The organism is Mesorhizobium sp. BAC0120 (assembly GCF_033542235.1).
In the GTDB taxonomy this organism is placed as follows: Bacteria; Pseudomonadota; Alphaproteobacteria; order Rhizobiales; family Rhizobiaceae; genus JAWRCU01.
Genome location: NZ_JAWRCU010000030.1, coordinates 18,464 through 43,480, shown reverse-complemented (window position 1 = coordinate 43,480; position 25,017 = coordinate 18,464). Strand labels below are relative to the sequence as shown.

Below are 25,017 nucleotides of genomic sequence, written 5' to 3'. Positions count from 1 at the left end.
ACGGAATCACAAATCCATTTTGCAAGGAATCCCCAGCCGAAGACTTATTTTCCGGCAAAATCGGCAGCTTCGACTGCCCCAAATTCCCACTGCAAATCAGCGACTTGGCAATTCTTCACGGCCGACTATTTTAGAATGCCTTGAAAGTCAGCGTCGTCAGCGAGCGCACGATGCCGGGGACGACTGCGATCTGTTCGTTTATGAACTTGCCGATATCGGATTCGTCCTCGATGTAGATTTTCATCAGGAGATCGTATTCGCCGCTCGTCGAATAGAGCTCCGAGACGATCTCTTTCTCATAAAGCGCATCGGCCACCTCATAGGTGCGGCCGGGCGCGCATTGCAATTGGACGAAGACAGCTCTCATCGCTCCGCTTTCTGCAGGAGAATTCGAACACCTCCTACAACGCCGGCGCAGGAGTTTCCAGTTCCCCTCGTACGAGGCCACTCCGAGGATAGTTTGACCTTTCCCGCAACGACGCCGAAGCATCGGCAGTCTCATGCGAGCCGAAACCAGAAAACCATCTCGGTCACCTCCCTTCCCTCACACGTTGCGTAATGCCACGCTCGACGCGGAATTTGTGGCCCGTGACGTTGCCACAGGAGCTGCATAGCGCTTACCCGCAACAGCGGCGGACGCGGATCCTAAAGATGGCTGTCAATCGCCGTTGATCGATCACACCGTCAGCAGCTTGCGGATTTCCGGCCTGTCGAGGTCTTCAGCCGGGCCAGTGTGCACGATCTCGCCGCGCTCCATGATGTTCACCTCGTCGGCAAGGTCGCGGCAGAAGTCGAGATATTGTTCGACCAGCAAGATGCCGATGCCGAACTGATCGCGCAGATAAAGGATGGCGCGGCCGATTTCCTTGATGATCGAGGGCTGGATGCCTTCGGTGGGCTCATCGAGCACGAGCAGCTTTGGCCGCATGACCAGGGCGCGGCCGATCGCGAGTTGCTGCTGCTGGCCGCCGGAGAGGTCGCCGCCCCTGCGCGACAGCATTTCTCTCAGTACCGGAAACAGCCCGAAAACGTGGTCCGGGATCGCACGTTCGGCGCGCTTCAACGACGGAAAGGCCGTTTCCAAATTCTCACGTACCGTGAGCAACGGAAAGATCTCTCTGCCCTGCGGCACGAATGCGATGCCCGACCGGGCGCGGTCGTACGCCGCGCTCCGGTCGAGCGCCTTCCCCTCGAAGGCTATGCTTCCCGACGTCAGCCGGTGATGGCCGACGATCGATCTCATCAAACTGGTTTTGCCGACGCCGTTGCGCCCAAGCACGCAGGTGATCTTGCCCGCCGGCGCCTTCAGCGAGACGCCGCGCAACGCCTGCGCCGCGCCGTAGTGGAGAGTGGCGCTGGTGACCTCAAGCACGGGCAGGCTCCCGGTTCGGTTGCCGGCGACAGTTTACTTTTTCCCGCAGATAGGGCTCGGCAACGCGCATCTTGGCGTGCGCGGGAAGAAGTAAACTGCCCCCATCTGCCCGCTCTGGTCCCCCTGCGCCTCCACTGTTGACAGCGGAGGTGGCGGTCCTTCCGGTACGCCAGAGGGGGTTGGTGAAAATCGTCAGGCTTGGCGGCATGTCGGTCGTGGTTTTTCCGGCAGCGCAACCGCCAGCAAACCTCTCAATGTCCACCCGCCACCACATGGTCACCTTCCGAGATAAACTTCGATGACCCGCTCGTCGGCGGAGACAAAGTCGAGCGTGCCTTCCGAGAGCACCGAGCCCTCGTGCAGGCAGGTGACCTTCACGCCAAGCTCGCGCACGAAATGCATGTCGTGCTCGACCACCACCACCGAATGGCTCTCTGCGATGTCCTTGAGGAGCCGGGCCGTCTCCTCGGTCTCTGCGTCGGTCATGCCGGCGACCGGCTCGTCTACGAGCAGGAGCTTGGGGTCCTGGGCGAGCAGCATGCCAATCTCAAGCCACTGCTTCTGGCCATGCGACAGGCTGGCCGCCAGCGCATCGCGGCGGTCAGCCAGCCGAATCATGCCCAGGATGTCGTCGATGCGCTTCGCTTCCGCGGCGGAGCGGCGGTGAAACAGGGCCGGCAGGATCGACCGGGGGCCTTTCAGCGAAAGAAGCAGGTTGTCTTCGACAGTATGGCTCTCGAACACGGTCGGCTTCTGGAATTTGCGGCCGATGCCCATCATGGCGATCTCCGCCTCGTCGTGGCGCGTGAGATCGATATCGCCGTCGAAGAAGACCTCGCCCTCGTCGGGCCGGGTCTTGCCGGTGACGATGTCCATCATCGTCGTCTTGCCGGCGCCATTTGGGCCGATGATCGCCCGCATCTCGCCCTTGTCGACCGTGAAGGACAGATTGTTGACGGCGCGGAAGCCATCGAAGGAGACCGAGATGCCGTCGAGATAAAGGATCGTGTGGCTGCGGCTGGTTCGATTGTGGCTCATGGGTGTCACTCCGCAGGCTGTGCCTTGATCGAGGCATCTTGCGGCGGTACCCAGCTGGCCGGCTTTGCAGCCGGGCGCGCGATCGCGGCGGGAGCCTCGACCTCGATCCGCTCGCCTGGCTTGGCGGCCCGCACATGGCGTGCAGAACGCCACTCACCCCACACGCCGACGATACCCTTGGGCAAGAACAGCGTGACCAGCACGAACAGGCCTCCCAGAGCGAACAGCCACAGCTCCGGCAATGCGCCGGTGAACCAGGATTTCGCTGCGTTGACCAAGACCGCGCCAACGATCGGTCCGACGATCGTGGCGCGGCCACCCACCGCCGTCCAGATGACCACCTCGATGGAGTTGCCCGGCTCGAACTCGCCGGGGTTGATGATTCCGACCTGCGGGACATAGAGCGCGCCGGCGACGCCGGCCATTACTGCCGAGACGGTGAAGGCGAAGAGCTTCACATTCTCCGCCCGCCAGCCGAGGAAGCGTGTGCGGCTCTCGGCGTCGCGCACAGCGACCAACAGCTTACCGTATTTGGAGGTGACGATGCGCCAGGTGACGAAAACGGCAAGCGCCAGGATCAGCGCGCTCGCCGAGAACAGCGCTACGCGGGTAGGCGTGGCCTGGACGTTGAAGCCGAGGATGTCCTTGAAGTCGGTGAGGCCGTTGTTGCCGCCAAAGCCCATGTCGTTACGAAAGAAGGCAAGCAGCAGCGCGTAAGTGAGCGCCTGGGTGATGATCGACAGATAGACGCCGGTCACTCGGCTGCGGAAGGCGAGCCAGCCGAAGCCGAAGGCGAGGCTGCCAGGCACGAGCACAATCATGATTGCGGCGAACCAGAACCGGTCGAAGCCGTACCAGTACCAGGGCAATTCCTGCCAGTTGAGGAACACCATGAAATCCGGCAGCAGCGGGTTGCCGTAGACCCCGCGCGAGCCGATCTGGCGCATCAGGTACATGCCCATCGCATAGCCCCCGAGCGCGAAAAAGGCGGCGTGTCCGAGCGACAGGATGCCGCAATAGCCCCACACCAGGTCGAGCGAGAGCGCAAGCAGCGCGTAGCAGAGATATTTGCCGGTGAGCGCGACCATGTAGGGCGGCATGTGCATCACGCTGCCGGCCGGAACGACTAACGCCAGGATCGGCACGACCATCGCTACCGCAACCAGTAGCGCGATCATGGTCGAGACGCGGCGGTCGGCTGTGCCCAAGAAGAAACGGCCCGTCATCATGCTTCGACCGCCCTGCCCTTCAGCGCGAACAGGCCGCGCGGTCGCTTTTGGATGAAGAGGATGATGAGGACGAGCACGACGATCTTGCCGAGCACGGCGCCGGCATAGGGCTCGAGGAACTTATTGACGATGCCGAGCGAAAGCGCGCCGACGAGCATGCCCCAGAGATTGCCTACACCGCCGAACACCACGACCATGAAGCTGTCGATGATGTAACCCTGGCCAAGATTGGGCGAAACATTGTCGATCTGGCTGAGCGCTACGCCGGCAATGCCCGCTATGCCCGAGCCGAGCGCGAAAGTGAGCGCATCGACCCAGGGGGTGCGAATACCCATGGACGACGCCATGCGTCGATTGGCCGTCACGGCGCGCAGCTGGAGGCCCCAGTTCGTGCGGTTGATGACGGCGAGCAGCACAGCGAAAACAGCTAGCGCAAAAAGCAGGATCCAGAGCCGGTTCCACGTGATGGCGATCTGGCCGAGGTCGAAGGCGCCCGACATCCAGGACGGGTTGCCCACCTCGCGGTTGGTCGGCCCGAAAATAGTGCGAACCGCCTGCTGCAGGATGAGCGAGATGCCCCAGGTGGCAAGCAGGGTCTCCAGCGGCCGACCGTAGAGGAAACGGATTATGCCGCGCTCGATCGCCAGCCCCACCGCCCCGGAAACGAGGAAGGCAAGTGGCAGCGCGAAGGCGAGCGACCAATCGAACCAACCAGGCGCGTGAGCGCGCATCACCTCCTGCACGACAAAGGTCGTATAGGCGCCGAGCATCACCATCTCGCCATGTGCCATGTTGATGATGCCCATCACGCCGAAGGTAATGGCAAGCCCGATTGCGGCGAGCAGCAGCACGGAGCTCAGCGAGATGCCATGCCAGACGTTCTGAGCGGCACCCCAGACCGCGCGCGTGCTGTTGATGCCGGCGACGGCTGCGGTCGCGGTCTCTTTCAAGGAGCCTTCGGCGCTTGCCGCGAAGGCGGTAAGCAGCGAGAGCGCATCACGGTCGCCGCGCGTTTTGATGACGTCGATGGCCCTCAGCTTTTCGGCCTCGGAACGATCGGAAACGAGCACCGCGGCGGCTCGCGCCTGCTCGAGTTTTGTGTTGACGGCTGTGTCCGTCTCCTTCGCGATCGCCGCATCGAGCGCGGGGATGGTGTCAGCGGCTGGGCTCCTGAACATGGTCTCGGCCGCCGCAAGGCGTACCGTCGGGTCAGGCGAGCCCAGCGTCAGCGATCCCAGCATGTCGCGGATGACGCCGCGCAGCCCGTTGTTGACCTTCACCTTGGTGAGTTCGGATTTCTGCATCTGGCCGGCCGGCTCGCTGCTCAGCGGGTCGAAAAGGCTGACGCTGCCGCCCTCTTCCTTGACGATGAAGACCTCGGAGTCGGACTTGCGGAAGCTGAGATTGCCCTCGGAGAGTGCGGTAAGCACCTTGCCGACGGCCGGGTCGCCGGTTGACACGAGCTCCCGCACGACGGCTTCGATGGCGAGGAAGCCTTTGGCGGTGGCGAATTTGGCGATGGTGGTGCGCAGAGAGGCTTCGTCGGCTTGGGCGGGAAGCGCCAAGGCGGAGATGGATGCAAGAATCAGCGCGAGAACGGCTAGCAGGGCGCCCCTTCGCACCCCCCTCTGGCCTGCCGGCCATCTCCCCCTCAAGGGGGGAGATTGGCCTTCATTTCGGACGGCTCTATATCTGCAACGCTGCAGATTGGCGAAAGCAACCCGGCCGTCCAATCTCCCCCCTTGAGGGGGAGATGGCCGGCAGGCCAGAGGGGGGTGCGAAGGGGCAAAAAGCATCGTTAAATTCGCGCCTGCATCCTGATCTCGGCTTCCAGGCGGAGGGAGGAGGATCCGCCCGGAAGCCTCGCGGTCAGAAGTTCCCGACACGCTGGCTGCGCGTCAGTTGGTGCCCTTTCCCCCGCATTTTCCGCTGGCGACGTTGAAGTTTCCGCAGGAGAGCGGGGCACGCCAGTCCGAGATCAGGTTCTTGGAGTCCGGCAGGAAGTCGGACCATTCGTCACCGACCACGAGGCCCGGGGTCTGCCACACCGTCTCGAACTGGCCATCGGCCTGGATCTCGCCGATCAGCACGGGTTTGGTGATGTGGTGATTGGGCATCATGGTCGAGTAGCCGCCCGAGAGGTTGGATACTGAGACGCCAACGATCGCGTCGATCACCTTGTCTGGGTCGGTGGTGCCCGCCTTCTCGACCGCCTTCACCCACATGTTGAAGCCGATGTAATGGGCCTCCATGGGGTCGTTGGTGACGCGCTTGTCGTTCTTGATGAACTCGTGCCACTTCTTGATGAATTCGGCATTCTCAGGCGTGTCGACGCTCTCGAAATAGTTCCAGGCGGCGAGGTGGCCGACGAGCGGCGCGGTGTCGAGGCCGGCAAGCTCTTCCTCGCCTACCGAGAAGGCGACGACAGGGATGTCCTCGGCCTTGATCCCGGCATTGCCGAGCTCCTTGTAGAAGGGCACGTTGGCATCGCCGTTGATGGTCGAGACCACTGCCGCCTTCTTGCCGGCCGAGCCGAATTCCTTGATCGCAGCAACTTCGGTCTGCCAGTCGGAGAAGCCGAAGGGCGTGTAGTTGATCCTGATATCCTCGGGGGGCACGCCCTTGGACTTGAGATAGGCTTCGAGGATCTTGTTGGTCGTGCGCGGATAAACGTAGTCCGTGCCTTCGAGCACCCAGCGTTTCACCGCGCCGCCTTCCTCGCTCATCAGATAGTCGACAGCTGGAATGGCCTGCTGGTTCGGAGCAGCACCCGTATAGAAGACGTTGCGCTGGCTTTCCTCGCCTTCGTACTGGACGGGGTAGAAGAGCAGATTATCGAGCTCCTCGAAGACAGGGAGCACGGATTTGCGCGAGACGGAGGTCCAGCAGCCGAACACCGCGGCAACCTTGTCCTTCTCGATCAGCTCGCGGGCTTTCTCGGCGAATAGCGGCCAGTCCGAGGCGGGATCGACGACGACGGCTTCGAGCTTCTTGCCGAGCAGCCCGCCCTTCTTGTTCTGCTCGTCGATCAGGAAGAGCATGGTGTCCTTCAGCGTCGTCTCCGAAATCGCCATGGTGCCCGACAGCGAATGCAGGATGCCGACCTTGATCGTCTCGTCGGCCGCGTGGGCCGGAGCGGCAACGGCAAGGCCCGCCGCGATGGCGCTGGCTGCGGCCAGGCCCTTTATGGTTGTGTAAGTTCCCCTCATGGATGACGCCTCCGAACCGGTTGTTGCATCGCACAAAGCAATGCAACCGCCGTGCCACTTGCAAATCCGGCTTTCGGATGTCGGGTATAAATCCCAGTTTTAGAACGTCTTACGCGCCATTCCTGATGCAGATTCGCGGAGGTTCTTTCGCCAACTATCGAGGGGTTGAGGCATCTTTACGCAGCGCACAATGCAGCTGCCTTTTATTTAGGCATTTTTTATATATGCCTATCTCCTGAGCAGCCAAGGCGAAGGCGCATACGCGCTGCGGTAAATCTTTGGGGATAGGCATGGGTACCTGCCTTCCACTCAGAAAAGAAAGCGCTTCAGCAGCCGCCGTTCGCCGCGACGATGTCCAGCGCCAGCTCAATCATCGGCCGGAACACTTCCTGGCGCTCGGATGGAGCGATCGCATCCCTGGTGATCATATTGTCGACCACCGTGCAGATCGAAAGCGCCCGAGCCGAGAAGCGCGCCGCAATCGTGTAGAGAGCGCTGGTCTCCATATCAATGGCGATGACACCATATTGCCTGAGGCGGGCAAGGCGCTCCAGGCCTTCGGGGTGGTAGAAGAAGTCGCTTGAGGCTGTCCGACCGATGAGGTGGTCGAGCTTCAGCGCTGCCGCACGATCAGCGGCAAGCCTCAACAGCCCGAAGTCGGCCGAGGCCGCGTAGTCGAACGGGGCGAACAGCTGCCGATTGCCCGCGCTGTCGCCACATGCGGCCTGCGAGATCACGAGCGTCCTTAGCGTCGCCTCTTCGATAAGTCCTCCGCAGCTACCGATGCGAATCAGTGTGCGAACGCCATAGGCATCGAGCAGCTCGTGCGCATAGATGGCGAGCGAAGGCCCGCCCATGCCGGTCGACTGGACGCTGATCGGAACGCCGCGGAATATTCCGGTGAAACCCGGCTCGCCGCGCCAGCGGTTCACACAGCGGAGGTCATCGAGGAAATTCTCGGCCGCCCATTCTGCGCGCTGAGGGTCGCCGGGCAGCAGGACGGCAGGGGCGTAGTCTCCCTTTCTCGCCTCGATGTGCGGCGTCATAGGGACGTTTCATCGGGGCGCATCAAAGGGCGCGCCGCATCGAGCACCGGCCAAGCTGAAGTGACAACCCGTCTCATTCCCCTCCCCAGGGCGAATGGCTCAGTGAAGCAGTTCACGGGGAGGCGCGCAATAGCGCCGATTTCTCGTCAGCTTTCGAGCACTTCCTTCACGACGGTCGCGAGCTGCTTCAGCGAGAAGGGCTTCGGCAGGAAACCGAACTTCGCATCCTCGGGCAGGTTCTTGGCGAAGGCATCCTCGGCATAACCGGAGACGAAGACGAATTTGATGTCGGGCTGCAGCTTGCGCAGTTCGCGCAGCAGGGTCGGCCCGTCCATCTCGGGCATTACCACGTCGGAAACGACGATGTCGACCTTGCCGTCTAGCTCGCGGAAGATCTCGAGCGCTTCGACGCCCGACGATGCCTCGCGAACGGTATAACCGCGCGAGGTGAGCGCCCTTACCCCGCCCATGCGGACCGCATCCTCGTCCTCGACGAGCAGCACGGTCGCTGTGCCGGAGAGATCGCGAGCGAGCTCGGGTTGCGGCTTGGCGGCAGCCTCGCCGTTACGGAAGCCATTCGCCGAAATGAGCTCGCCCTGCCCGTTCGCGGACGCCGCCGCCGGCTCGGCCGGCTTCGTCTGAGCGACGTGCCTCGGCAGGAATATGCGGAAGATCGCGCCCTTGCCGACCTCGGAATCGCAGAAGATGAAGCCGCCGGTCTGCTTGATGATGCCGTAGACCATGGACAGGCCGAGGCCGGTGCCCTTGCCCACCTCCTTGGTCGTGAAGAATGGCTCGAAGATCTTTTCGATGACATCAGGTGGAATACCGGTACCCGTGTCCTCGATCTCGACCATGACATAATCACCGGGCATGAGCTCGCGATGGTGGAATGACCTGCTTTCCTCCAGGCCGAAATTGCGGGTGCGAATGGTGAGATCGCCACCCTCCGTCATCGCGTCGCGCGCGTTGACGGCGAGGTTCACGATCACCTGCTCGAACTGGCCGATATCGGCGCGCACCGGCCAAAGATCGCGGCCATGGTCAATGGCGAGCCTGACATCGGGACCGACGAGGCGGGCAAGAAGCATCCTGAGGTCGGCGAGAACGTCGGTGAGATTCAGCACCTCGGGCCTGAGCGTCTGCTTGCGCGAGAAGGCCAGCAGCTGCCTGACCAGCGAAGCCGCTCGGTTGGCGTTCTGCTTGATATTCATGATGTCCGGGAAGGATGGGTCCGACGGACGATGATTGGTGAGCAGGAGGTCCGAGGCCATGATGATTGCGGTGAGCACGTTGTTGAAGTCGTGCGCGATGCCGCCCGCAAGCTGCCCGACCGCCTGCATCTTCTGGGTCTGTGCCATCTTGAGCTCGAGCGCCTTCTGCTCGGTCGTCTCGACGGCATAGACGATTGCCGATTCCTCCGCCCCCTCGCCAGCGGCGCCGTCAGCGAGCGGGTTGACGTAGAAACGGACGTGCCGCTCCTCGTTGTTGGGCAACACCGTATCGATGGGCGCGATGTTAGCCTGCCGCTGCTTCGCCTTGTCGAGCGCAGCCGCAAAGGCGGCCCGGTCGCGCTCGTGAACCACGGTCTCGAGCCTGACGCGACGGTCGACGGCGTCGCGATCGACCACCGAGGAGAACAGCGACAGGAAAGGCGCGTTGGTCCTCAGAATCCGGCCGGTTTTGTCGACGCCGGCGATCGCCATCGGCGTCGAGTTGAAGAAGCGCGTGAACCTGATCTCGGAGGCGCGCAGCTCGGCGGAGGAATCCTCCCCGAGCGTACGGTTGAGCACGATGGTCCGGCTCGGCCCTGGCACGCCTTCGCGCGTGGCGCTGACGCGATGCATGAAGCGCACCGGGAGCGCCTCGCCGTTCATCTTGGCGAGGTCGAGGTCGATGATGGTGTCGCGCGTCGTGCCCGGCTCGGCCCTGACAGAGCGGACAAGCGCGATTCCATCGCCGGCGATGATCTCGGGGAGCGTCGCATCACCCGGCGAGAAGCTTGCAAGGTCGATGCCGAGCCATTCGGCGAGTGTGGCATTGATATAGGTGACTCGACCCTCCTGGTCGGCAGCGAAGAAGCCGGCCGGGGCGTGGTCGAGGTGATCGATCGCCTGCTGCAGGTCGAGGAAGAACCGCTCCTGCTCGGCGCGCTCGCGCGAGACATCGGCGAGCTGCCAAGCCGCGAGAGGCTGACGCTCTCCTGGAACGCTGAATGTGCGGGCCCTCAGCCTGTACCAGCGCGCGCCGGGCTCCGCACCCGGCCGGATCGCCTGGCCCAGCCGGAATTCGCCGTCGCCACCCTGGCCATCCTTGATGCCGGATGCGAGACGGTAGACGGTCGAAGACGCTTCGGGAACGTCTGAAAGCAAGGCTTCGACAGCCTTGACGTCGGCGGCCGTTGTTGCGCCGGTCATCTCGGCATAGGCGCGATTGGCGTAAATGATGCGGCCCTTGAGGTCGGTGACGATGAGGCCTTGCGACATGGAATCGGCGAAGGCTTTGGCGAGCTCGTCATTGCTGGCGCGCGGCGCAATCTGCACGAAGCCGATGGCCGTTGCGAAAAGATAGCCCACGCCGATCATGGCGAGAACGCCCAGCATGCCGAGCAGGAACGGATCGCCAAGACGCTCCCGATATATTGCGAAGACGACAGACGCGCCGGTCAGCACGATGAAGAAGACGACAAGGCGCGCGATCACGCCGGACCGCAGATCCTTGTCCACGATCGGCGCCGGGTAGAAATCGCTGCGGGTCTCCCTCGACATTCGCCCAATGCTTGCCATTCTGATGCGTTCGCGCCCAGCCGGTTGAATCACATTCTCTATACACCGGAAAGACCCGACCCGGATTGCAGCCTAAAAAACGTGTGGTCAACTGCGATGAAAGGACCGCGGGCGACACCAAACGCTGCTTGCCGTCGCCGGCCGGCACCGTTACCTTTCGCGCCCAGATGGATGCGGGGAGATGTCGATGGACTGGTTGAATGACGTGGCGGGGCCGAATTTCGCGCCCGCGGTGCTGTGGACAGTGCTGGCTCTCGTCGTCCTGGTGATCGTCCTCATCGTCATCCGCATCTTCCGCTCCATGACCTTCGGGACATTCGTCGCCGGCGGCCGAAACCGCAAGACCAGGCTCGCCGTGATGGACGCTGCCGCGGTCGACAGCCAGCGGCGGCTGGTGTTGGTGCGCCGCGACGATGTCGAGCATCTGATCCTGATCGGCGGGCCGACCGACGTCGTCGTCGAGCGCGACATCAGGCTCCACACTCCCTCGCGACGGCCTGCTGGGCAGGCTGAGCCTTTGGCCGAGGCCCCGGCACGCCAGCGCCCGCCCGAGACACCGCAACCTCGCTCCGAGCCGCAGCGGCCGGTGCAGCAGCCCGTGAGGACGGAGGCACGCCCCGCCCAACCGGCGCAGCAGAGCGCCCCCTCGCAGCCGGCGAAGACTGCGGCCGCGCCCGCGACCCCGGCGGCACCGGCGGCAAAGGCCGGACCGGTGCGCTTGCCGCCGGCCCAGGAGCCTAACTTCTCGATGCCGCGCACGCCTCCTCCCCCGCCGAGTAGCGGCACTGGCTCAGCCAGCATCGCCACCCCTGCAGCACCGCGGGTGAAGCCGGTCGATCCGCCAAAGGCACCGGCCAGCGACAGCAACCGCGGCGATGCCAACCAGAGGCAGAAGTCGGGCGATCTGTCGCTCGAAGACGAGATGAACCGCCTGCTCGGCGAGCTGTCGAACAAGAAGTAGCAGGCTCCCGCGGCGACACTTGCCGGACTTCCGATCGCATTAGGTGAATTCCAGGGGTGGCCCGGAATAGCGGGCGCGCGGCCTGATCAACCGGCCGCTCCGCGCCTGCTCCATGGCATGCGCCAGCCACCCTGCCATGCGTGCCGCGGCGAATATCCGAAAAGCCGCATCCTTCGGCAGATCATAAGCCATCGCCATCGCGGCCGTGGCAAAGTCGACATTCGGCTGCAAACCGGTGGCTGCCGATCCGTATCGAGCCAGCTCATCGAGGTCAGCCGGCAAGCGAACCAGTTCGAGAAGCACGGCACCACGCGGATCGATATCGGGATAGAGAGGGTGCCCGAAACCGGGAAGCGGCTCGCCGCGCGCGAGACGCTCCTGGACCGCGCGCTGGGCGCCCACACGCTCGACATCCCCGAACAGTGCGCGAACCCTGAGCGTCGCACCGCCATGCACCGGTCCGAGCAGCGTCGATAGCCCCGAAAGCGCGGCCGCGGCGAGCGGGGCCCCGGTGGAGGCGGTGACCCGCGCGGCAAAGGTCGAGGCGTTGAGTTCATGGTCGGCCAAGACCACCAGTGCCGTCCGGATCGCCGCGGTGGCCTGGCTGTCACACTTCCAGTGCCGAGCAAAGCCGTCGGCAATCCCGAGTCCCTTCGAAAGATCAGCGCCGAGGGCCGCGGCTGTCGAACACAACAGAAGGGCTGCTTCATCGAGCAGCGAAGCCGGCGCGCGGCCGAATGTCGGGTCGGAGCGAGCGGCGGCGCCAGCCAGCATCGAAAGTGCGGCCTCGACGGGCGGCCGGCCGTCATCGAACGCCAGCAGCTTGCGGAAGGAAGGAATGGCCGGCGCATCCCATAGCAACGCGGCGACCTCTTCCAACGTGGCCCTGCCGGCGAGCCTCACCGCATCTCGGCCACGATAGAACAGCCTGCCGCCGGAAACCGTCGAAATGGAGGTAGGCAGGACGCCTTCTCCCCAGGAGATCGCATGTTCGGCGACCTCCGCCGCCCGGCGCCCTCGCCGCGCCAGGAGCCGTTCCGCGTCGGCGCGGGAATAGAGGCTGTAGCGTGGATCCTTCGGGTCGGGCCGCGCAGCGATCAGCTTGCGGCTGACATAGGCGTAGAGCGTCTGCGGCTTGATGCCGAGCAGGTCGAGCGTCTCGTCGCGGTTCAGCCACGCAGCCATGTCAGCCAAGCGATTCGATTGTGAGGCATATTGATTATGTTGATCAAGATTGACGATCGTCCGTTCGTATCACACATCTCAAGAGAATCCGAAGGAGAAATACATGCCTGGAATCGATGATGTGATCGCGGCCGAAACCGTGCTCTCGGATGTCGACGGGGCGAATGGCCGCCTGATAGTACGCGGCCTTCCGGTAGAGGAACTTGCCCGTAACGGCACCGCCGAATCCGTCGCACACCTGTTATTCGAGGGTTTCTTTCCCGATTTGCCCGATGAGCGAGGCCTCGCCCGCGCGATCGGCACCGCACGTCGACACGCATTCCAGCGGCTGGAGCCGCACCTCCCCGCAATCGCAGCGTTGTCGCCGGTCGAGGCGCTTCGAGCAGGACTGTCCTTCATTCCAGACGGCGACGATCTTTATACGGCGCTGATGCTCTCAGGGGCAGCGGCCGTTCTGACGCCCGCGATCATCCGATTCAACGGCGGCCAGCAGGCCATCGCGCCAGACCCGAAGATAGGCCAGTCGGCAGACATGATCCGGATGACCTCCGGCGCTCCAGCTTCGCAGGCGGAAGAGCGTGCGCTGAACGCCTATCTCGCGACAGTCTCGGAGCACGGCCTCAATGCGTCCACCTTCGCAGCGCGGATCGCTGCCTCGACGAAGGCCGGGCTCGGATCTGCGGTGATCGCCGGCCTTTCAGCGCTCAAGGGGCCTCTGCATGGCGGCGCGCCAGGGCCGGTGCTCGACATGCTGCACGAGATCGGGGAAGCATCCAGGGCGGAAGCCTGGCTCATCCAGGCACTCGCGCGCGGCGACAGGCTGATGGGCTTCGGGCATCGCATTTACAAGGTGCGCGACCCGCGCGCCGACGCGCTGAAATCGGCGGTGAAGGCGCTTGCCCGCGCCGGCGGTGCGCCGAACCGCCTGACCCTTGCGGAAGCGGTGGAACAGGCGGCACTCGACATATTGCACAAGACAAAGCCGAACCGGCCGCTCGAGACCAATGTCGAATTCTATACCGCCGTATTGCTCGATGCGCTCGGCTTCCCGGCGGACAGCTTCACATCGATCTTCGCTACCGCGCGCATCATCGGCTGGATTGCACATGCCCGCGAGCAGGAAATGAACGGTCGGCTGATCAGGCCCCAGTCGCGCTATGTCGGGCCGGTGCCGAAGCAGGCGGCGTGACAGCTAAGGCGGCCGAAGGCCGCCTCGAATTCATCAAATCAAAAGCCGGCCCTGCCGCCCGCTTCCCGATCAGTCGTCGCGATAGACCTTCTCGCGGCGCTCATGGCGCTCCTGCGCCTCGATCGACAGGGTCGCGATCGGACGCGCATCGAGGCGTTTGAGCGCGATGGGCTCGCCGGTTTCCTCGCAATAGCCGTATGTCCCCTCCTCGATGCGCTGCAGCGCAGCGTCGATCTTCGCGATCAGCTTGCGCTGCCGGTCGCGGGCGCGAAGCTCGATCGCGCGGTCGGTTTCGGAAGAGGCTCTGTCGGCGAGGTCGGGGTGATTGGCGTTTTCTTGCTGAAGGATTTCGAGAGTTTCGCGCGCTTCGCGGAGGATATCGTTTTTCCAGGCTATGAGCTTGGCCCGGAAGTAGGCTTTTTGACGCTCGTTCATGAACGGTTCGTCTTCGGAGGGGATATAATCCGCATCAACGAGGTCGTTCATCGACTCACCCCACAACCCATTGTTTTGCGGGCCCATATACTCGGCAGAAAAAACCCGCACAAGGCCAAAGAAACTACCTCTCACGCATTTGTCAGCGTCAGGCGAAAGGCGTGAACTGGCGCGCTATTCACTAAGTTTGTGGCCGAAATTCAGCGAAGGCCATCAGCTTTTTATGGCGCCGCATTCGCACAAACCGCGCTTTGCGCGAGATCGGCCGATCCTTTCTCAGCAAGATTTTCTTCAAAACCGGTTTCCACTTTCGGCGCCGACGTTCATCTCACGCATCGGATTAGTCGCGAAACCGGTTTCCACTTTCGGGTCCGATGCTTTCCTCTCGCATCGGATTATTCCCGAAACCGGTTTCCACTTTCGGGTCCGATGCTTTAGATGAGCCGGCCGAGCCCGGGAGGACCCAGCGTCGATGAGCCGTCTGTTTATGCTGCGCCACGCCAAAGCAGGCTGGGCAGAGCCTGGAATGCGCGACTTCGACCGGCCGCTCGAACCGATCGGCCGAACCGATGCCGACGCGATCGGCGCCGCGATGCGGGCTTGCTCCTACATTCCGGAACTGGTGCTGTGCTCTTCGGCCAAGCGGGCGCGCGAGACGCTCGACTGGATCGCCCGCCATATCGATAACGGCCGAGTCATTTATTCCGATTCCCTCTACAGCACCGATGCTGCCGGCTATGTCGATTTCATCCGCGAGACGGCCGACGCAAACGAGGTTCTCCTGGTTGGCCACAACCCGATGATGGAGGACGTGGCAGAGGCGCTTTCCGGCGAGGGCGACCCCCATGCGAACGCCGTGCTGCATCAGGGCTTCCCGACATCGGCGCTGGCTGTGATCCGCTTTCCCGGCAAGCTGAGCGAAGCCGCACCCGGCAAGGGCTATCTCGAGGCATTCCTGACGCCGGCAGATCTCTGAGGTTGCCCGATCAGTCGGGCAACCGTCGCATGCCCGCTCAACCGGTTTGGGCGGCACTCCGCTCACGCTCACCATTTCAAAGCGCCGCGGCTTTGCCTATATCGGGAAGCCGCGAGCCGAGAGATACAATTTGGCGACATCGCTGACGACCTTCACCGACGAGGCGCTGATCGCCTTCGACACGCTCGCGGAGCGTGCAACCGGGCTCTTCTCGCCCACGCTCAGATTGGGCGTCACAGGGCTATCGCGCGCGGGCAAGACGGTATTCATTTCGGCCTTTGTTCACAATCTGATCCATGGCGGCCGGCTGCCGCTGTTCGAAGCGCAGAAGTCGGGGCGCATCGCACGCGCTTTCCTCGAAGAGCAGCCCGACGACGCGGTGCCGCGCTTCCAGTACGAGGACCATATCGGCGCGCTTGTCGACGACCGAGTCTGGCCGGATTCGACCCGCGCCATCTCCGAGCTCAGGCTTACTATCGAATATGAATCGGCCTCTGCCTGGGGCCGCCTGCTTTCCAGCGGCCGGCTTTCGGTCGACATCGTCGATTATCCCGGCGAATGGCTGCTCGACCTGCCGCTGCTCGGCAAGAGCTATGCCGAATTTTCGCATGAGGCGTTCGAGCTGGTACACTTGCCCGTACGCGAGGAGCTTTCAGCCGAGTGGCGTGAGCTTGCAGCAACGGTCGATGCTTCGGCGCCGGCCGACGAAACGCTGGCGCGGCGTCTTGCGGAAGTGTTCGCAGGCTATCTCAGGGCCTGCAAACAGGACCAGCGGGCGCTTTCGACCCTACCGCCCGGGCGCTTCCTGATGCCGGGCGACCTCGATGGCTCGCCGGCATTGACCTTCGCGCCGCTGCCGAAGCTCGCGGGAGACCGCGGCCGCCCCGGCTCGCTGCACGCGATGATGGAGCGCCGGTACGAAGCCTACAAGACGCATGTCATTAAGCCGTTCTTCCGAGAGCATGTGGCGAGGCTCGACCGGCAGATCGTGCTGATTGACGCCTTGCAGGCGCTGAATGCCGGTCCGGACGCCCTGGTCGACCTGGAAAGGGCGCTGACGGAGATCCTCAGCTGCTTCAGGCCGGGACGCGGCAATTTGCTCAGCGATCTTTTCTCACACCGCATTGGCCGCATCCTCATCGCGGCGACCAAGGCCGACCATCTCCACCACGAAAGCCATGATCGGCTCCAGGCGATCGTGCGTCGGCTCGCCGACCGCGCGATCGCACGGGCCAACTTCTCTGGGGCGGATGTCGACGTGCTCGCCATGGCCGCAGTGCGGGCAACGCGCGAAGGCACGGTAAAGCAGGGCCGCGAGACGCTGCCGGTCATCATCGGGACGCCGCTGAAGGGCGAAACGATAGGCAACGAGACGTTCGACGGAGAGACCGAAACCGCTGTATTTCCCGGAGATTTGCCGGAGAAGCCTGGAGCCGTGTTTGCACCGCCAAAGGAACGAGCCAAGGTAATGGACGACCCTTTGATACGCTTTGTGCGTTTTCGGCCGCCCCGGATCGAGCGTACCTCCGAAGGCGTCTCGCTGTCGTTGCCGCACATCAGGCTCGACCGCGCGCTGCAATTCCTGGTCGGAGACAGGCTGGCATGAGCCAACAGCGCAGACCCGCCGCATTCCGTGTCGAGCCGGAGCCAGAGCGGCGCGAGCCGGAGGAAAGTCGACAGGCCGAGGCAAATCGCAGACCGCGCGCCTTGCCGAAATCGCAGGTGGCTGTCGTCGTGCCGGCCGAGATAGATGTCTTCGATGAGGGCGATCTCGAGTTGCGCGAGCCGCCGCCGGCGACCGCACCGCGGCGTCGCTCGAGGCTCGGCGCGATCTTCCTCACCGCGCTCGGCGCACTGGTGTCGCTCGGGATCGGATTGTGGACCGACCGGCTGATCCGCGACCTCTTCGCGCACTACGGGTGGCTCGGCTGGCTTGCCGCTGCGGCCGCGGTTGTCGCGCTTCTGTCGCTGGTGATCATTCTTGGCCGCGAGCTCATCGCGCTCGCCCGCCTCGCATCTGTCGAGAAGATCAGGAGGCGCGCGCTCGACGCCATCGCGCGCGACGACCTCAAGGCGGGGCGCGCCGTGGTCAGGGAGCTTACCGCCTTCGTCTCCGGCAAGCCGGAAACGGCAGCAGGCCGCCGCTCGCTGGCGGATCTGAGCGACGAGATCATCGATGGCGCCAATCTCGTCCGCCTGGCCGAAGCGGAGATCCTGGCACCGCTCGATGCCAAGGCGAAGGTTCTCATCCTCGATGCGGCAAAGCGAGTCTCGATCGTGACGGCCGTCAGCCCGCGTGCGTTAGTCGACATTGCCTATGTAGTGTTCGAGGGCGCGCGCCTGATCCGACGACTTGCCGAACTCTATGGCGGCAGGCCGGGCACGCTCGGCTTCTTCCGGCTGGCGCGTGACGTGCTCGCTCATCTTGCGGTCACCGGCTCTCTCGCCGCGGGCGACAGCCTTGTGCAGCAGCTCGTTGGCCACGGGCTCGCTGCACGGCTTTCAGCGAAACTCGGCGAAGGTGTCGTCAACGGCATGATGACGGCGCGCATCGGCATCGCCGCCATGGAGACGGCGCGTCCACTGCCCTTCAGCGCCGTGAAGCGACCCGGCCTCGGCGACTTTCTCACGGCTCTGACGACCTTCACAACCCGCAAAGCGTCGGAACAAAGCTCAGCAGAAAAATAGCTTGCGGCGGGAGCCTCAGCCGTCCATTCTCTGCTTCGAATAGACGAAGCATTAACCAATCTTGTCCATGGTTTCAGGGGTTTCGTCTCTTGTCCCATTGGTGTTTCGGGTCTTCCTGATGATGCGCACAGTGCTGTCCGCAATCCTGACGCTCGCGGCCGCGGCATGCGTGCCCGGCACTGTTTCGGCGGGGGAACGCGACGAACTCTTCTTCCAATCTGTCGCGGGACATTGGACGGGACCAGGCGAAGTGGTCGCGGGCAAGTACAAGGGCACCAAATTCGTCTGTAATTTCACTGGCATGCCGGCTTCGGGCGAGACCGGCATGACCCTCGACGGCGGCTGTCGGGTCGGCGTATTCACTCAGAAGATGAGCGCTTCCATCAAGAAGACCGAGAGCGGCTATACCGGCGTCTTCAATGACGGTTCTGCAGGCAAAGGCCTCGACGTCGTCTCCGGCAATGTCGTAAACAGCCGCAAGGTTGTCTTCGGCCTCAACCGCAAAGCGCTGAAGGGTGCCATGCTGGCGCGGCTTCCCGACGACAATTCGATGGTCGTTACAGTCTCCGTGCGCGTCGAGAAGGAGATGGTGCCGGTGATCGGCATGAACCTCAAGCGTGTCGACGCCACTCCGGTCGGCTCGGTCGCGCAGCAGTAGTCCGAACGCACCTCGCTCTGTCGACGTGCAGGCGCTGCACAGGCCGACCGTTACAAAGCCGAGATCTATCCGAAACATCTGAGATACGGATCCGAGCGCGGCGGCATTCGTCCGAAACAGACGCCCTGCAGCATGTTGTAATGGCAGCAATGCCCACGGCACCGCAGGAGGCTTTCATGAGCGAAGCTGATATCAGCATTCGCCGGGCGACGGAGCTGGATCAGCCGGCAATTCGCGCCTTGGCGCGCACTGGGCAACTGAACCGGACCGACGTGAAATGGTCAAGCTGCTGGGTGGCCACGGCAGCTGGGCAGCAGATTGTCGGCATCGTCCAGATGCGCAGGCATTCCGACGGCTCACACGAGCTCGGCCCTCTCGTCGTACGCAAGGAAATGCGCGGGCAAGGCGTTGCCAAGCGGCTCATGGATGCGCTCGTCGCTGCGGAACCCGGGCCGGTATGGATGGTCACGGCACATGTTTTCACAGCCGTTTGCAAACGGTGGGGCTTCCGCCCGATCGAGGCGCCGTCGGCACCGGTTGAGGTACGGCGCAACCAGCGGATGAGCAGCCTTGCGCGCGTCTTCCGCATGCGCCAGCCGACGCGACCACTCATCATCCTGGAACGTCTTCCTGCATAAAGCCGGAGCAGGAGGAAGGATCACCATGCTTCAAGCGGAGACTTCGGTCTTCCGAGCCGCTACCGGTCCCGGCCCGACCTCAGCGACACGTTCTCCCAGACCGCCACCAAGATCAGGATCGTCGTTGCAAACGCGCTGAGCGGCAACGGGCCCAAGGCCGGCGAGGCCGTGGCCAGCACGACGAATAGGCCAAGCCCCGCGATATGCGAAAGCGGCAACCGGCCGAAGGAGATGCGCTTGAACAGCATGTTGCCGGTCACGTAGAGCGCCGGACCGCCCAGGATAACCAAGATGGCAGATAGGTCTGCGTGGCGGCCGACAGGATGGGCGAGCACCACTTCGTCGGCAACTGCGCCAACGACGATGCCCGCAATGAGCATGACCGGAAGGTAGGTATAGGCCACACGTGCGATGCGGCCTGGATCGTCAGCGTGCTCTATGTTGTGCCGGGCTTTCCCGGCGCCGATGTTGAAATAGAGCCACCACATCGCGACCGTGCCGAGGAAAGAGACCAGGAAGGCGGCAACGACCGAGCCGTTCCATTCCATCTCGGCGACGGTGGCGCCAGTAACCAGCACAGATTCGCCAAGCGCAATGATGACGAAGAGCGCGCTGCGCTCGGCCATGTGACCGCCCTCTATATCCCAATCGGCAGTCGAGGATGCGCCGTTCCATGGCGTCCAGAAACGCAGCGCGGGCGACGCATATTCGATGGCGAGAGCGGCGATCCAGATCGCGAAGCGCTTCTCGCCCTCAGCGAAGGCCCCAGCCAGCCAGAAAATGCCGGAGAGAACGAGCCATTGGGTGATGCGCAGGAAGTTACGGAAATTGTCGGGGTCGTGATTCCTGAGTGCCCAGATCATGAAGAACGAACGGCCGACCTGCATGAAAACATAGGCTGCGGCAAAGGCGAGCCCGTGATCCTCGAACGCCTCCGGGAGCGAGCTGGACAGGACCAGCCCGGCGAGCATCAAGACGAAAAGGAGAAACTTTACGGCGGTGCGCTGCGGGTCCATCCAGTTGGTGACCCAGGCGGTAAAGACCCAGACCCACCAGACTGCGAGCAGCAGGAAGGCAGATTGGAACGCGCCGAGGACGGAGAGATGGCCGAGCAGGAAATGCGATATCTGGGTTACCGCAAAGACGAAGACCAGGTCGAAGAAGAGCTCGACATACTCGACCTTCGCTTCCTCGCCCTCAGCCAGGCTGCGCGCCAGATCATGCCTCGATCCGAAACCGTCCATTGCGCCTCGCATAGAGCGCCGTACGATCGAGATGAATCGCTACGCCGCTTTATCTCTTTTCTTACGCACCGCATTTGTCCGGAAACCGCTACGTAGTTTTCGGTCTGCTGCAATAGTTTCCCGACCGCAAATAGCACGCGGACGCAGTAGCTTGGCAACAGCGGCTACGCTTTCCACCAATCCTTGCCGCCGGGCAGCTTTACGATCCCGGAGCTGTCGATCGAAGCAATATGTTCCGACAACGGCCTGTCGCCGATGCTCAGGCCGGGCGCGATCTCGGCCAGCGGCACCATCACGAAGGCGCGCTCCAGCATGCGCGAATGCGGGATGTCGAGATTTGCCTCGTGGACGGTTCGCTCACCGAAGAGAAGAATGTCGATGTCGATCACCCGGGGCCCCCAGCGCTCGCGGCGCACACGCTTCAGCGCCTGCTCGGCATCGAGGCAAAGTTCGAGCAAATCCTGCGGCGAATGGCTGGTGCACAATTCTGCAGCGGCATTGATGAAATCAGGCTGATCGGTCTTGCCCCATGGCGGCGTGCGATAGAGCGAGGAGACGGCTATAACCTGCGTGCTCTCATCGTCCTGGAGAATGCGCAACGCCGCGGCCATCGCGGAAGCCGGGTCGCCGAGATTGCCTCCCAGCCCCAGAAAGACGCGTTCGTTGCTCGGGCCAGACAAATAGTCACCTCTGTGGTCACGATCCTGCTTCTAGAGCATGGTCCCGAAAAGTTGCAGATTTTCGGGTGAGATAATGCTGCAAAAACAAAAAGCTAGTGCAGCGTGGATAACTGCGCTCTTGCATCGTGCTCTAGCTTTGTGCGTCGCAAAAATGCAACGCCGGTTGCGCTATCGGATGTCGCATCTCCTTTGCCGTTGCGCACCCGCGCAGTCCCGCGCAGATTGCCCATCGAGCCAAGAGATGAAGTCGAAGCTGATTTTCGCCTTGCTGATCGCAGGGCTTGTTTCCCCCGCCGACGCCGCCAGCGTCGCGAAGAGCTACAGCTATTTCTCGATCGGCGGGTCGACGCTGGAGGAGATTCAGAACCAGCTCGACGTGCGCGGCCCGAAAGTCAAGACCACCGGGCGCCGCCATCCCGGCGCGACGCAGATGGAGTTCACCAGCCGCGTCGGTTACGCCAAGGGCACGAAAGGCTGCACGATCGCCAAAGCGTCCGTGACCGTGAAGGCCAAGATCATCCTGCCGCAATGGACGCGGCCTCGTGGGGCCGAAAACGACGTCCGACTGATCTGGGACACGCTCTCAGCCGACATCAAGCGGCATGAGGAAAGTCACGTGATCATCGCCAAGAACCATGCGCGCGAGCTCGAGCAGGCGCTCCTCAAGATCCCACGCCAGCCCGATTGCGAGACCGCCCAGGCCGAAGCGAAGCAGGTCACCCAGAAGATCCTCGCCAAGCACGACCGCGCGCAGGTCGAGTTCGACCGCGTCGAAGGCATCAATTTCGAGCGGCGCATCATCAGGCTTCTGCGTTACCGCATGGAACGCATCGCCAACGGCCAGCGGCCCGGGTGAGTAGCCTCAAGCCACTCCGAGCTTCTTCTGCAGGTTGGTCGAAGAGGTCGTATACTGGAAGACGACGCGCTCGCCGGGGCTGACGATGCGCTTGGCCGCCTGCGCCATCAAAGCAACCTCGTGGAACCCGGAGAGGATCAGCTTCAACTTGCCCGGATACCAGTTGATGTCGCCGACCGCGAAGATGCCGGGCACCGACGTCTCAAACTTCTCGGTATCGACCTTGATCAGGTTCTCGTGAAGGTTGAGCCCCCATTCGGCGATCGGCCCGAGCTTCATGGTGAGCCCGAAAAAGGGCAGCATCCGGGTAACCGGTATTTCAATATCGCCTTCCGGCGCCTTCACGGTGGCTGAGCGCAGCTCGCCATTGCTGCCGGTCAGCGCCGTTACCTGGCCGATCTGGAATTCGAGCTCCTTGGTTTCCTGCAGCGCATACATCTTGTTGACGCTGTCCGGGGCGGCGCGGAATTCCGGGCGACGATGGACCAGCGTCACACTGCGGGCGATCGGCTGCAGATTGAGCGTCCAGTCGAGTGCTGAATCGCCGCCGCCGACGATCATGATGTCATGGCCGCGGAAATCCTCCATGCGGCGCACGGAATAGAAGACGCTCTTGCCCTCGAAAGCCTCGATACCTGGGATGGGCGGGCGCTTCGGCTGGAAGGAGCCGCCGCCGGCAGCGATGACGACCACCTTCGCGTCGAACACCTCCCCCTCGTCCGTGGTGACGCGGAAGGTGCCGTCCTCGAGTTTCTCCAGGCCGGCCACGATGCGGTTGAAGGTGAATTCCGGCTTGAAGGGTGCGATCTGCTCCATAAGCTTCTCGACCAGCCCCTGAGCCGAGATGGTAGGCCAGGCCGGGATGTCGTAGATCGGCTTCTCGGGATAGAGCTCCGTGCATTGCCCGCCTGGCCGGTCGAGGATGTCGATGAGATGGCACTTCATGTCGAGGAGCCCGAGCTCGAACACGGCGAACAGACCGACCGGCCCTGCCCCCACGATCAGCACGTCTGTCTTCTTTATGTCGCTCATCAGGTGATCCTCGAAAACCTTGTACGCGGACGCTGTTTCAGAACCGGCACGGAATGCCGGAAAAAGCATCAGGTGGGTCGGTGAAAACCCGCAAACCGCCGCAATTCGGCGCGCCGGCTCAGCCCTGCCGTTCGGGAATGCTTACGACAAGGCCGTCGAGCTCGTCGCGCACCTTGATCTGGCACGAGAGCCGTGAGTTCGGCCTGACGTCGTAGGCAAAATCGAGCATGTCCTCTTCCATCGCCTCGGGGCTGCCGACCACGTCGGTCCACGCCTCGTCGACATAGACATGGCAGGTCGCGCACGCACAAGCGCCGCCGCATTCCGCCTCAATACCCGGCACGGCGTTACGGATCGCATTCTCCATGACGGTCGAGCCGTTTTCTGCCTCGACGTCGAAGCGCGTCCCATCAAACGCTATATAGGAAATCTTGGTCATAGAAGCCCGGGTCCCCGAGAAAGCCCCTCGCGGACATAATGACTCCACTGTCCAAGTCAACCGGCCAAATCAACCGGCCAACCCGGTCAGATGCGAACCGAAGTTCCCGACGGGCGACAAGATCGACTGTGAGCGACGATGAGCGAAATGGCAAAGACAAGCGCGACCGGGCAGATCGTCATCCTGAACGGAGCACCGCGCTCAGGAAAGTCGAGCATCGTCGAGGTCATCCAGGAAACGTTCGACGGGCCATGGATGAACCTCGGCGTCGATGTCCACGCACGGCACATGACGCCGCAGCGCTACCGCCCGGGCATTGGCCTCAGGCCAGGCGGCGAAAGGCCCGACCTCGAACCATTCGTAGCAGCGTTCTATGCCGCACTTTATGAATCGGTCGCCGCGCACAGCCGGCTCGGCCTCAATGTGGTCGTCGACGTCGGGCACCACGAGGCCTATGCAAGGCGCCGCAGCATTCTGATCGACTGCACCCGAAGGCTGATCGGCCTGCCTGTCCTGATCGTCGGCGTCCGCTGCCCGATCGAGGTGATCATGGAGCGGCGAAGGGTCGTGCAGGCCGGGCGCGAAGGGCATTACGTGACAGGTTCCAGGGACGAGCCCATCCCGGAGCCGGTGTCCGCCTGGCAGCGGGAAGTCCACATTCCCGGCATCTACGATCTCGAGGTCGATACCGCCGTCATGAGCCCGCAGGAGTGCGCGGAGACCATCCGCAGGCGGCTTGCCGAAGGGCTCGAGAACGCCACCGCCATTCAGCGAATCGCCAGCGCCTCGGGGTAGAGCATGATCCCCACGGGGGGTCAGCGTCGCAAAAAATTGCAGGCACTTCGGACAAGGGGAAAATCAGCGGCTGATCGCAGCGATGAAGTCGCGAACCTCGTCAATCAGAGAGGAAAGCCGCTTCAACAGCTGCTTGTCATCGGGCTTCGCCTCGATCTCGGCGAGGCAATTGGCGACACCAAACGCGCCGATGCCGCGCGCCGAGCCTTTCAGCGAGTGGCAAAGCCGCAGACGCTCCGGCATCGTCACCTCGGCGATCTGGTCGCGCACGGCAAGCGCCTGATGCACGAAAAGCCGAAGTACCTCCTGCTCGAGAGCGCGATCTCCCAGCGTCTGCTTCGCGAGATGGGAAAGATCGACTGGCCGGGCACGGGGAGCAGCGGACCCCTCGCCGCCCGGCATCGCAAACGCCGCAGCGGCGGAACTACGCGGAAACATCAATCAACTCCTCGCACTCACCCCAAGAACCCGGCACGCTTTGCCTGTCGCGGGGGGTCTTACAGTGCAATCATGGGAAAATTCTGCTGAGCCTGCTTAGGTCGAGCAGGTGCAAATCAGGTT

Annotated in this window: 24 protein-coding genes; 9 read left to right on the top strand and 15 right to left on the bottom strand. The window is 63.1% G+C overall.

Going from position 1 to position 25,017, the window contains the following annotated elements:
• Positions 1-130: 130 nt before the first annotated feature.
• From SAZ10_RS32450 to cckA, 8 genes are all read right to left on the bottom strand, one after another.
• Positions 131-367 (bottom strand): Lrp/AsnC ligand binding domain-containing protein, encoded by a 237-nt coding sequence (locus SAZ10_RS32450; RefSeq protein WP_318613676.1) that lies wholly within the window; start codon positions 365-367, stop codon positions 131-133.
• Positions 368-676: 309 nt separating this feature from the next.
• Positions 677-1,372: an urea ABC transporter ATP-binding subunit UrtE gene (gene urtE / locus SAZ10_RS32445; RefSeq protein WP_318613675.1), complete on the bottom strand. Its 696-nt coding sequence runs from the start codon at positions 1,370-1,372 to the stop codon at positions 677-679.
• A gap of 276 nt (positions 1,373-1,648) precedes the next feature.
• Positions 1,649-2,410, bottom strand: coding sequence for an urea ABC transporter ATP-binding protein UrtD (gene urtD / locus SAZ10_RS32440; protein WP_318613674.1), 762 nt, complete (start codon positions 2,408-2,410; stop codon positions 1,649-1,651).
• Between the two features lie 5 nt (positions 2,411-2,415).
• Positions 2,416-3,639 carry an urea ABC transporter permease subunit UrtC gene (gene urtC / locus SAZ10_RS32435; RefSeq protein ID WP_412535340.1) on the bottom strand — a complete coding sequence of 408 codons (1,224 nt, stop codon included), beginning with the start codon at positions 3,637-3,639 and terminating at the stop codon, positions 2,416-2,418.
• On the bottom strand, positions 3,636-5,435 hold the full coding sequence (urtB, locus tag SAZ10_RS32430) for an urea ABC transporter permease subunit UrtB (RefSeq protein ID WP_412535339.1): 1,800 nt from the start codon (positions 5,433-5,435) through the stop codon (positions 3,636-3,638). Before urtB ends, urtC begins: the two co-directional genes overlap by 4 nt.
• 102 nt (positions 5,436-5,537) lie before the next feature.
• On the bottom strand, positions 5,538-6,848 hold the full coding sequence (gene urtA / locus SAZ10_RS32425; protein ID WP_318613673.1) for an urea ABC transporter substrate-binding protein: 1,311 nt from the start codon (positions 6,846-6,848) through the stop codon (positions 5,538-5,540).
• Positions 6,849-7,174: 326 nt separating this feature from the next.
• Positions 7,175-7,894: a purine-nucleoside phosphorylase gene (gene deoD / locus SAZ10_RS32420; RefSeq protein ID WP_318613672.1), complete on the bottom strand. Its 720-nt coding sequence runs from the start codon at positions 7,892-7,894 to the stop codon at positions 7,175-7,177.
• A gap of 146 nt (positions 7,895-8,040) precedes the next feature.
• The gene (cckA, locus tag SAZ10_RS32415; RefSeq protein WP_318613671.1) at positions 8,041-10,662 is read right to left on the bottom strand and encodes a cell cycle histidine kinase CckA; all 2,622 of its coding nucleotides are present in this window, start codon (positions 10,660-10,662) and stop codon (positions 8,041-8,043) included.
• A gap of 205 nt (positions 10,663-10,867) precedes the next feature.
• On the opposite strand from cckA, the gene SAZ10_RS32410 reads away from it, so the two are divergent.
• Entirely contained in the window at positions 10,868-11,641 is a 774-nt protein-coding gene (locus SAZ10_RS32410; protein ID WP_318613670.1) for a flagellar biosynthetic protein FliO, read from the top strand.
• A gap of 39 nt (positions 11,642-11,680) precedes the next feature.
• On the opposite strand, the gene SAZ10_RS32405 is transcribed toward SAZ10_RS32410, so the two are convergent.
• Positions 11,681-12,826 carry a citrate synthase gene (locus SAZ10_RS32405; RefSeq protein WP_318613669.1) on the bottom strand — a complete coding sequence of 382 codons (1,146 nt, stop codon included), beginning with the start codon at positions 12,824-12,826 and terminating at the stop codon, positions 11,681-11,683.
• A gap of 103 nt (positions 12,827-12,929) precedes the next feature.
• Between SAZ10_RS32405 and SAZ10_RS32400 the strand changes: the two genes are divergently transcribed.
• On the top strand, positions 12,930-14,015 hold the full coding sequence (locus SAZ10_RS32400) for a citrate synthase/methylcitrate synthase (RefSeq protein ID WP_318613668.1): 1,086 nt from the start codon (positions 12,930-12,932) through the stop codon (positions 14,013-14,015).
• Between the two features lie 69 nt (positions 14,016-14,084).
• On the opposite strand, the gene dksA is transcribed toward SAZ10_RS32400, so the two are convergent.
• Positions 14,085-14,501, bottom strand: coding sequence for an RNA polymerase-binding protein DksA (gene dksA / locus SAZ10_RS32395; protein WP_318613667.1), 417 nt, complete (start codon positions 14,499-14,501; stop codon positions 14,085-14,087).
• Between the two features lie 421 nt (positions 14,502-14,922).
• Here dksA and SAZ10_RS32390 point away from each other — a divergent pair, with 421 nt between their 5' ends.
• The 5 genes from SAZ10_RS32390 (at position 14,923) to SAZ10_RS32370 (ending at position 19,410) form a co-directional block, all read left to right on the top strand.
• Positions 14,923-15,426 carry a histidine phosphatase family protein gene (locus SAZ10_RS32390; protein WP_318613665.1) on the top strand — a complete coding sequence of 168 codons (504 nt, stop codon included), beginning with the start codon at positions 14,923-14,925 and terminating at the stop codon, positions 15,424-15,426.
• 130 nt (positions 15,427-15,556) lie between these two features.
• Entirely contained in the window at positions 15,557-17,032 is a 1,476-nt protein-coding gene (locus SAZ10_RS32385; protein WP_318613663.1) for a YcjX family protein, read from the top strand.
• Positions 17,029-18,114, top strand: a complete 1,086-nt coding sequence (locus tag SAZ10_RS32380; RefSeq protein WP_318613661.1) for a TIGR01620 family protein — start codon at positions 17,029-17,031, stop codon at positions 18,112-18,114. The genes SAZ10_RS32385 and SAZ10_RS32380 overlap by 4 nt, the downstream gene beginning before the upstream one ends.
• Before the next feature lie 121 nt (positions 18,115-18,235).
• The gene (locus SAZ10_RS32375) at positions 18,236-18,772 is read left to right on the top strand and encodes a hypothetical protein (RefSeq protein WP_318613677.1); all 537 of its coding nucleotides are present in this window, start codon (positions 18,236-18,238) and stop codon (positions 18,770-18,772) included.
• A gap of 176 nt (positions 18,773-18,948) precedes the next feature.
• Entirely contained in the window at positions 18,949-19,410 is a 462-nt protein-coding gene (locus SAZ10_RS32370) for a GNAT family N-acetyltransferase (RefSeq protein ID WP_318613659.1), read from the top strand.
• A gap of 59 nt (positions 19,411-19,469) precedes the next feature.
• Here the strand turns inward: SAZ10_RS32370 and SAZ10_RS32365 are convergent, their stop codons facing one another.
• Both SAZ10_RS32365 and folK read right to left on the bottom strand, forming a co-directional pair.
• Complete coding sequence (locus tag SAZ10_RS32365; protein ID WP_318613658.1) at positions 19,470-20,654, bottom strand: low temperature requirement protein A; 1,185 nt, start codon at positions 20,652-20,654, stop codon at positions 19,470-19,472.
• Positions 20,655-20,818: 164 nt separating this feature from the next.
• Positions 20,819-21,334 (bottom strand): 2-amino-4-hydroxy-6-hydroxymethyldihydropteridine diphosphokinase, encoded by a 516-nt coding sequence (gene folK / locus SAZ10_RS32360; RefSeq protein WP_318613657.1) that lies wholly within the window; start codon positions 21,332-21,334, stop codon positions 20,819-20,821.
• Between the two features lie 241 nt (positions 21,335-21,575).
• Between folK and SAZ10_RS32355 the strand changes: the two genes are divergently transcribed.
• Positions 21,576-22,190: a DUF922 domain-containing Zn-dependent protease gene (locus SAZ10_RS32355; RefSeq protein ID WP_318613656.1), complete on the top strand. Its 615-nt coding sequence runs from the start codon at positions 21,576-21,578 to the stop codon at positions 22,188-22,190.
• A gap of 6 nt (positions 22,191-22,196) precedes the next feature.
• Here SAZ10_RS32355 and SAZ10_RS32350 read toward each other — a convergent pair whose 3' ends face one another.
• Both SAZ10_RS32350 and SAZ10_RS32345 read right to left on the bottom strand, forming a co-directional pair.
• Positions 22,197-23,222 carry an NAD(P)/FAD-dependent oxidoreductase gene (locus SAZ10_RS32350; RefSeq protein WP_318613654.1) on the bottom strand — a complete coding sequence of 342 codons (1,026 nt, stop codon included), beginning with the start codon at positions 23,220-23,222 and terminating at the stop codon, positions 22,197-22,199.
• Positions 23,223-23,340: 118 nt separating this feature from the next.
• Positions 23,341-23,661 (bottom strand): 2Fe-2S iron-sulfur cluster-binding protein, encoded by a 321-nt coding sequence (locus tag SAZ10_RS32345; RefSeq protein ID WP_318613652.1) that lies wholly within the window; start codon positions 23,659-23,661, stop codon positions 23,341-23,343.
• Positions 23,662-23,808: 147 nt separating this feature from the next.
• Between SAZ10_RS32345 and SAZ10_RS32340 the strand changes: the two genes are divergently transcribed.
• The gene (locus tag SAZ10_RS32340; RefSeq protein ID WP_318613650.1) at positions 23,809-24,456 is read left to right on the top strand and encodes a phosphotransferase-like protein; all 648 of its coding nucleotides are present in this window, start codon (positions 23,809-23,811) and stop codon (positions 24,454-24,456) included.
• Between the two features lie 63 nt (positions 24,457-24,519).
• Here the strand turns inward: SAZ10_RS32340 and SAZ10_RS32335 are convergent, their stop codons facing one another.
• The gene (locus SAZ10_RS32335; RefSeq protein WP_318613649.1) at positions 24,520-24,894 is read right to left on the bottom strand and encodes an Hpt domain-containing protein; all 375 of its coding nucleotides are present in this window, start codon (positions 24,892-24,894) and stop codon (positions 24,520-24,522) included.
• Positions 24,895-25,017: the final 123 nt, after the last annotated feature.

Excerpts from the sequence above, each read along its gene's own strand:
- SAZ10_RS32450 (WP_318613676.1), bottom strand. The coding sequence starts at position 367 with ATGAGAGCTGTCTTCGTCCAATTGCAATGCGCGCCCGGCCGCACCTAT.
- urtD (WP_318613674.1), bottom strand. The coding sequence starts at position 2,410 with ATGAGCCACAATCGAACCAGCCGCAGCCACACGATCCTTTATCTCGAC.
- urtC (WP_412535340.1), bottom strand. The coding sequence starts at position 3,639 with ATGATGACGGGCCGTTTCTTCTTGGGCACAGCCGACCGCCGCGTCTCG.
- urtB (WP_412535339.1), bottom strand. The coding sequence starts at position 5,435 with ATGCTTTTTGCCCCTTCGCACCCCCCTCTGGCCTGCCGGCCATCTCCC.
- urtA (WP_318613673.1), bottom strand. The coding sequence starts at position 6,848 with ATGAGGGGAACTTACACAACCATAAAGGGCCTGGCCGCAGCCAGCGCC.
- deoD (WP_318613672.1), bottom strand. The coding sequence starts at position 7,894 with ATGACGCCGCACATCGAGGCGAGAAAGGGAGACTACGCCCCTGCCGTC.
- cckA (WP_318613671.1), bottom strand. The coding sequence starts at position 10,662 with ATGTCGAGGGAGACCCGCAGCGATTTCTACCCGGCGCCGATCGTGGAC.
- SAZ10_RS32410 (WP_318613670.1), top strand. The coding sequence starts at position 10,868 with ATGGACTGGTTGAATGACGTGGCGGGGCCGAATTTCGCGCCCGCGGTG.
- SAZ10_RS32405 (WP_318613669.1), bottom strand. The coding sequence starts at position 12,826 with ATGGCTGCGTGGCTGAACCGCGACGAGACGCTCGACCTGCTCGGCATC.
- SAZ10_RS32400 (WP_318613668.1), top strand. The coding sequence starts at position 12,930 with ATGCCTGGAATCGATGATGTGATCGCGGCCGAAACCGTGCTCTCGGAT.
- dksA (WP_318613667.1), bottom strand. The coding sequence starts at position 14,501 with ATGAACGACCTCGTTGATGCGGATTATATCCCCTCCGAAGACGAACCG.
- SAZ10_RS32390 (WP_318613665.1), top strand. The coding sequence starts at position 14,923 with ATGAGCCGTCTGTTTATGCTGCGCCACGCCAAAGCAGGCTGGGCAGAG.
- SAZ10_RS32380 (WP_318613661.1), top strand. The coding sequence starts at position 17,029 with ATGAGCCAACAGCGCAGACCCGCCGCATTCCGTGTCGAGCCGGAGCCA.
- SAZ10_RS32375 (WP_318613677.1), top strand. The coding sequence starts at position 18,236 with ATGCGCACAGTGCTGTCCGCAATCCTGACGCTCGCGGCCGCGGCATGC.
- SAZ10_RS32370 (WP_318613659.1), top strand. The coding sequence starts at position 18,949 with ATGAGCGAAGCTGATATCAGCATTCGCCGGGCGACGGAGCTGGATCAG.
- SAZ10_RS32365 (WP_318613658.1), bottom strand. The coding sequence starts at position 20,654 with ATGGACGGTTTCGGATCGAGGCATGATCTGGCGCGCAGCCTGGCTGAG.
- SAZ10_RS32355 (WP_318613656.1), top strand. The coding sequence starts at position 21,576 with ATGAAGTCGAAGCTGATTTTCGCCTTGCTGATCGCAGGGCTTGTTTCC.
- SAZ10_RS32350 (WP_318613654.1), bottom strand. The coding sequence starts at position 23,222 with ATGAGCGACATAAAGAAGACAGACGTGCTGATCGTGGGGGCAGGGCCG.
- SAZ10_RS32345 (WP_318613652.1), bottom strand. The coding sequence starts at position 23,661 with ATGACCAAGATTTCCTATATAGCGTTTGATGGGACGCGCTTCGACGTC.
- SAZ10_RS32340 (WP_318613650.1), top strand. The coding sequence starts at position 23,809 with ATGGCAAAGACAAGCGCGACCGGGCAGATCGTCATCCTGAACGGAGCA.
- SAZ10_RS32335 (WP_318613649.1), bottom strand. The coding sequence starts at position 24,894 with ATGTTTCCGCGTAGTTCCGCCGCTGCGGCGTTTGCGATGCCGGGCGGC.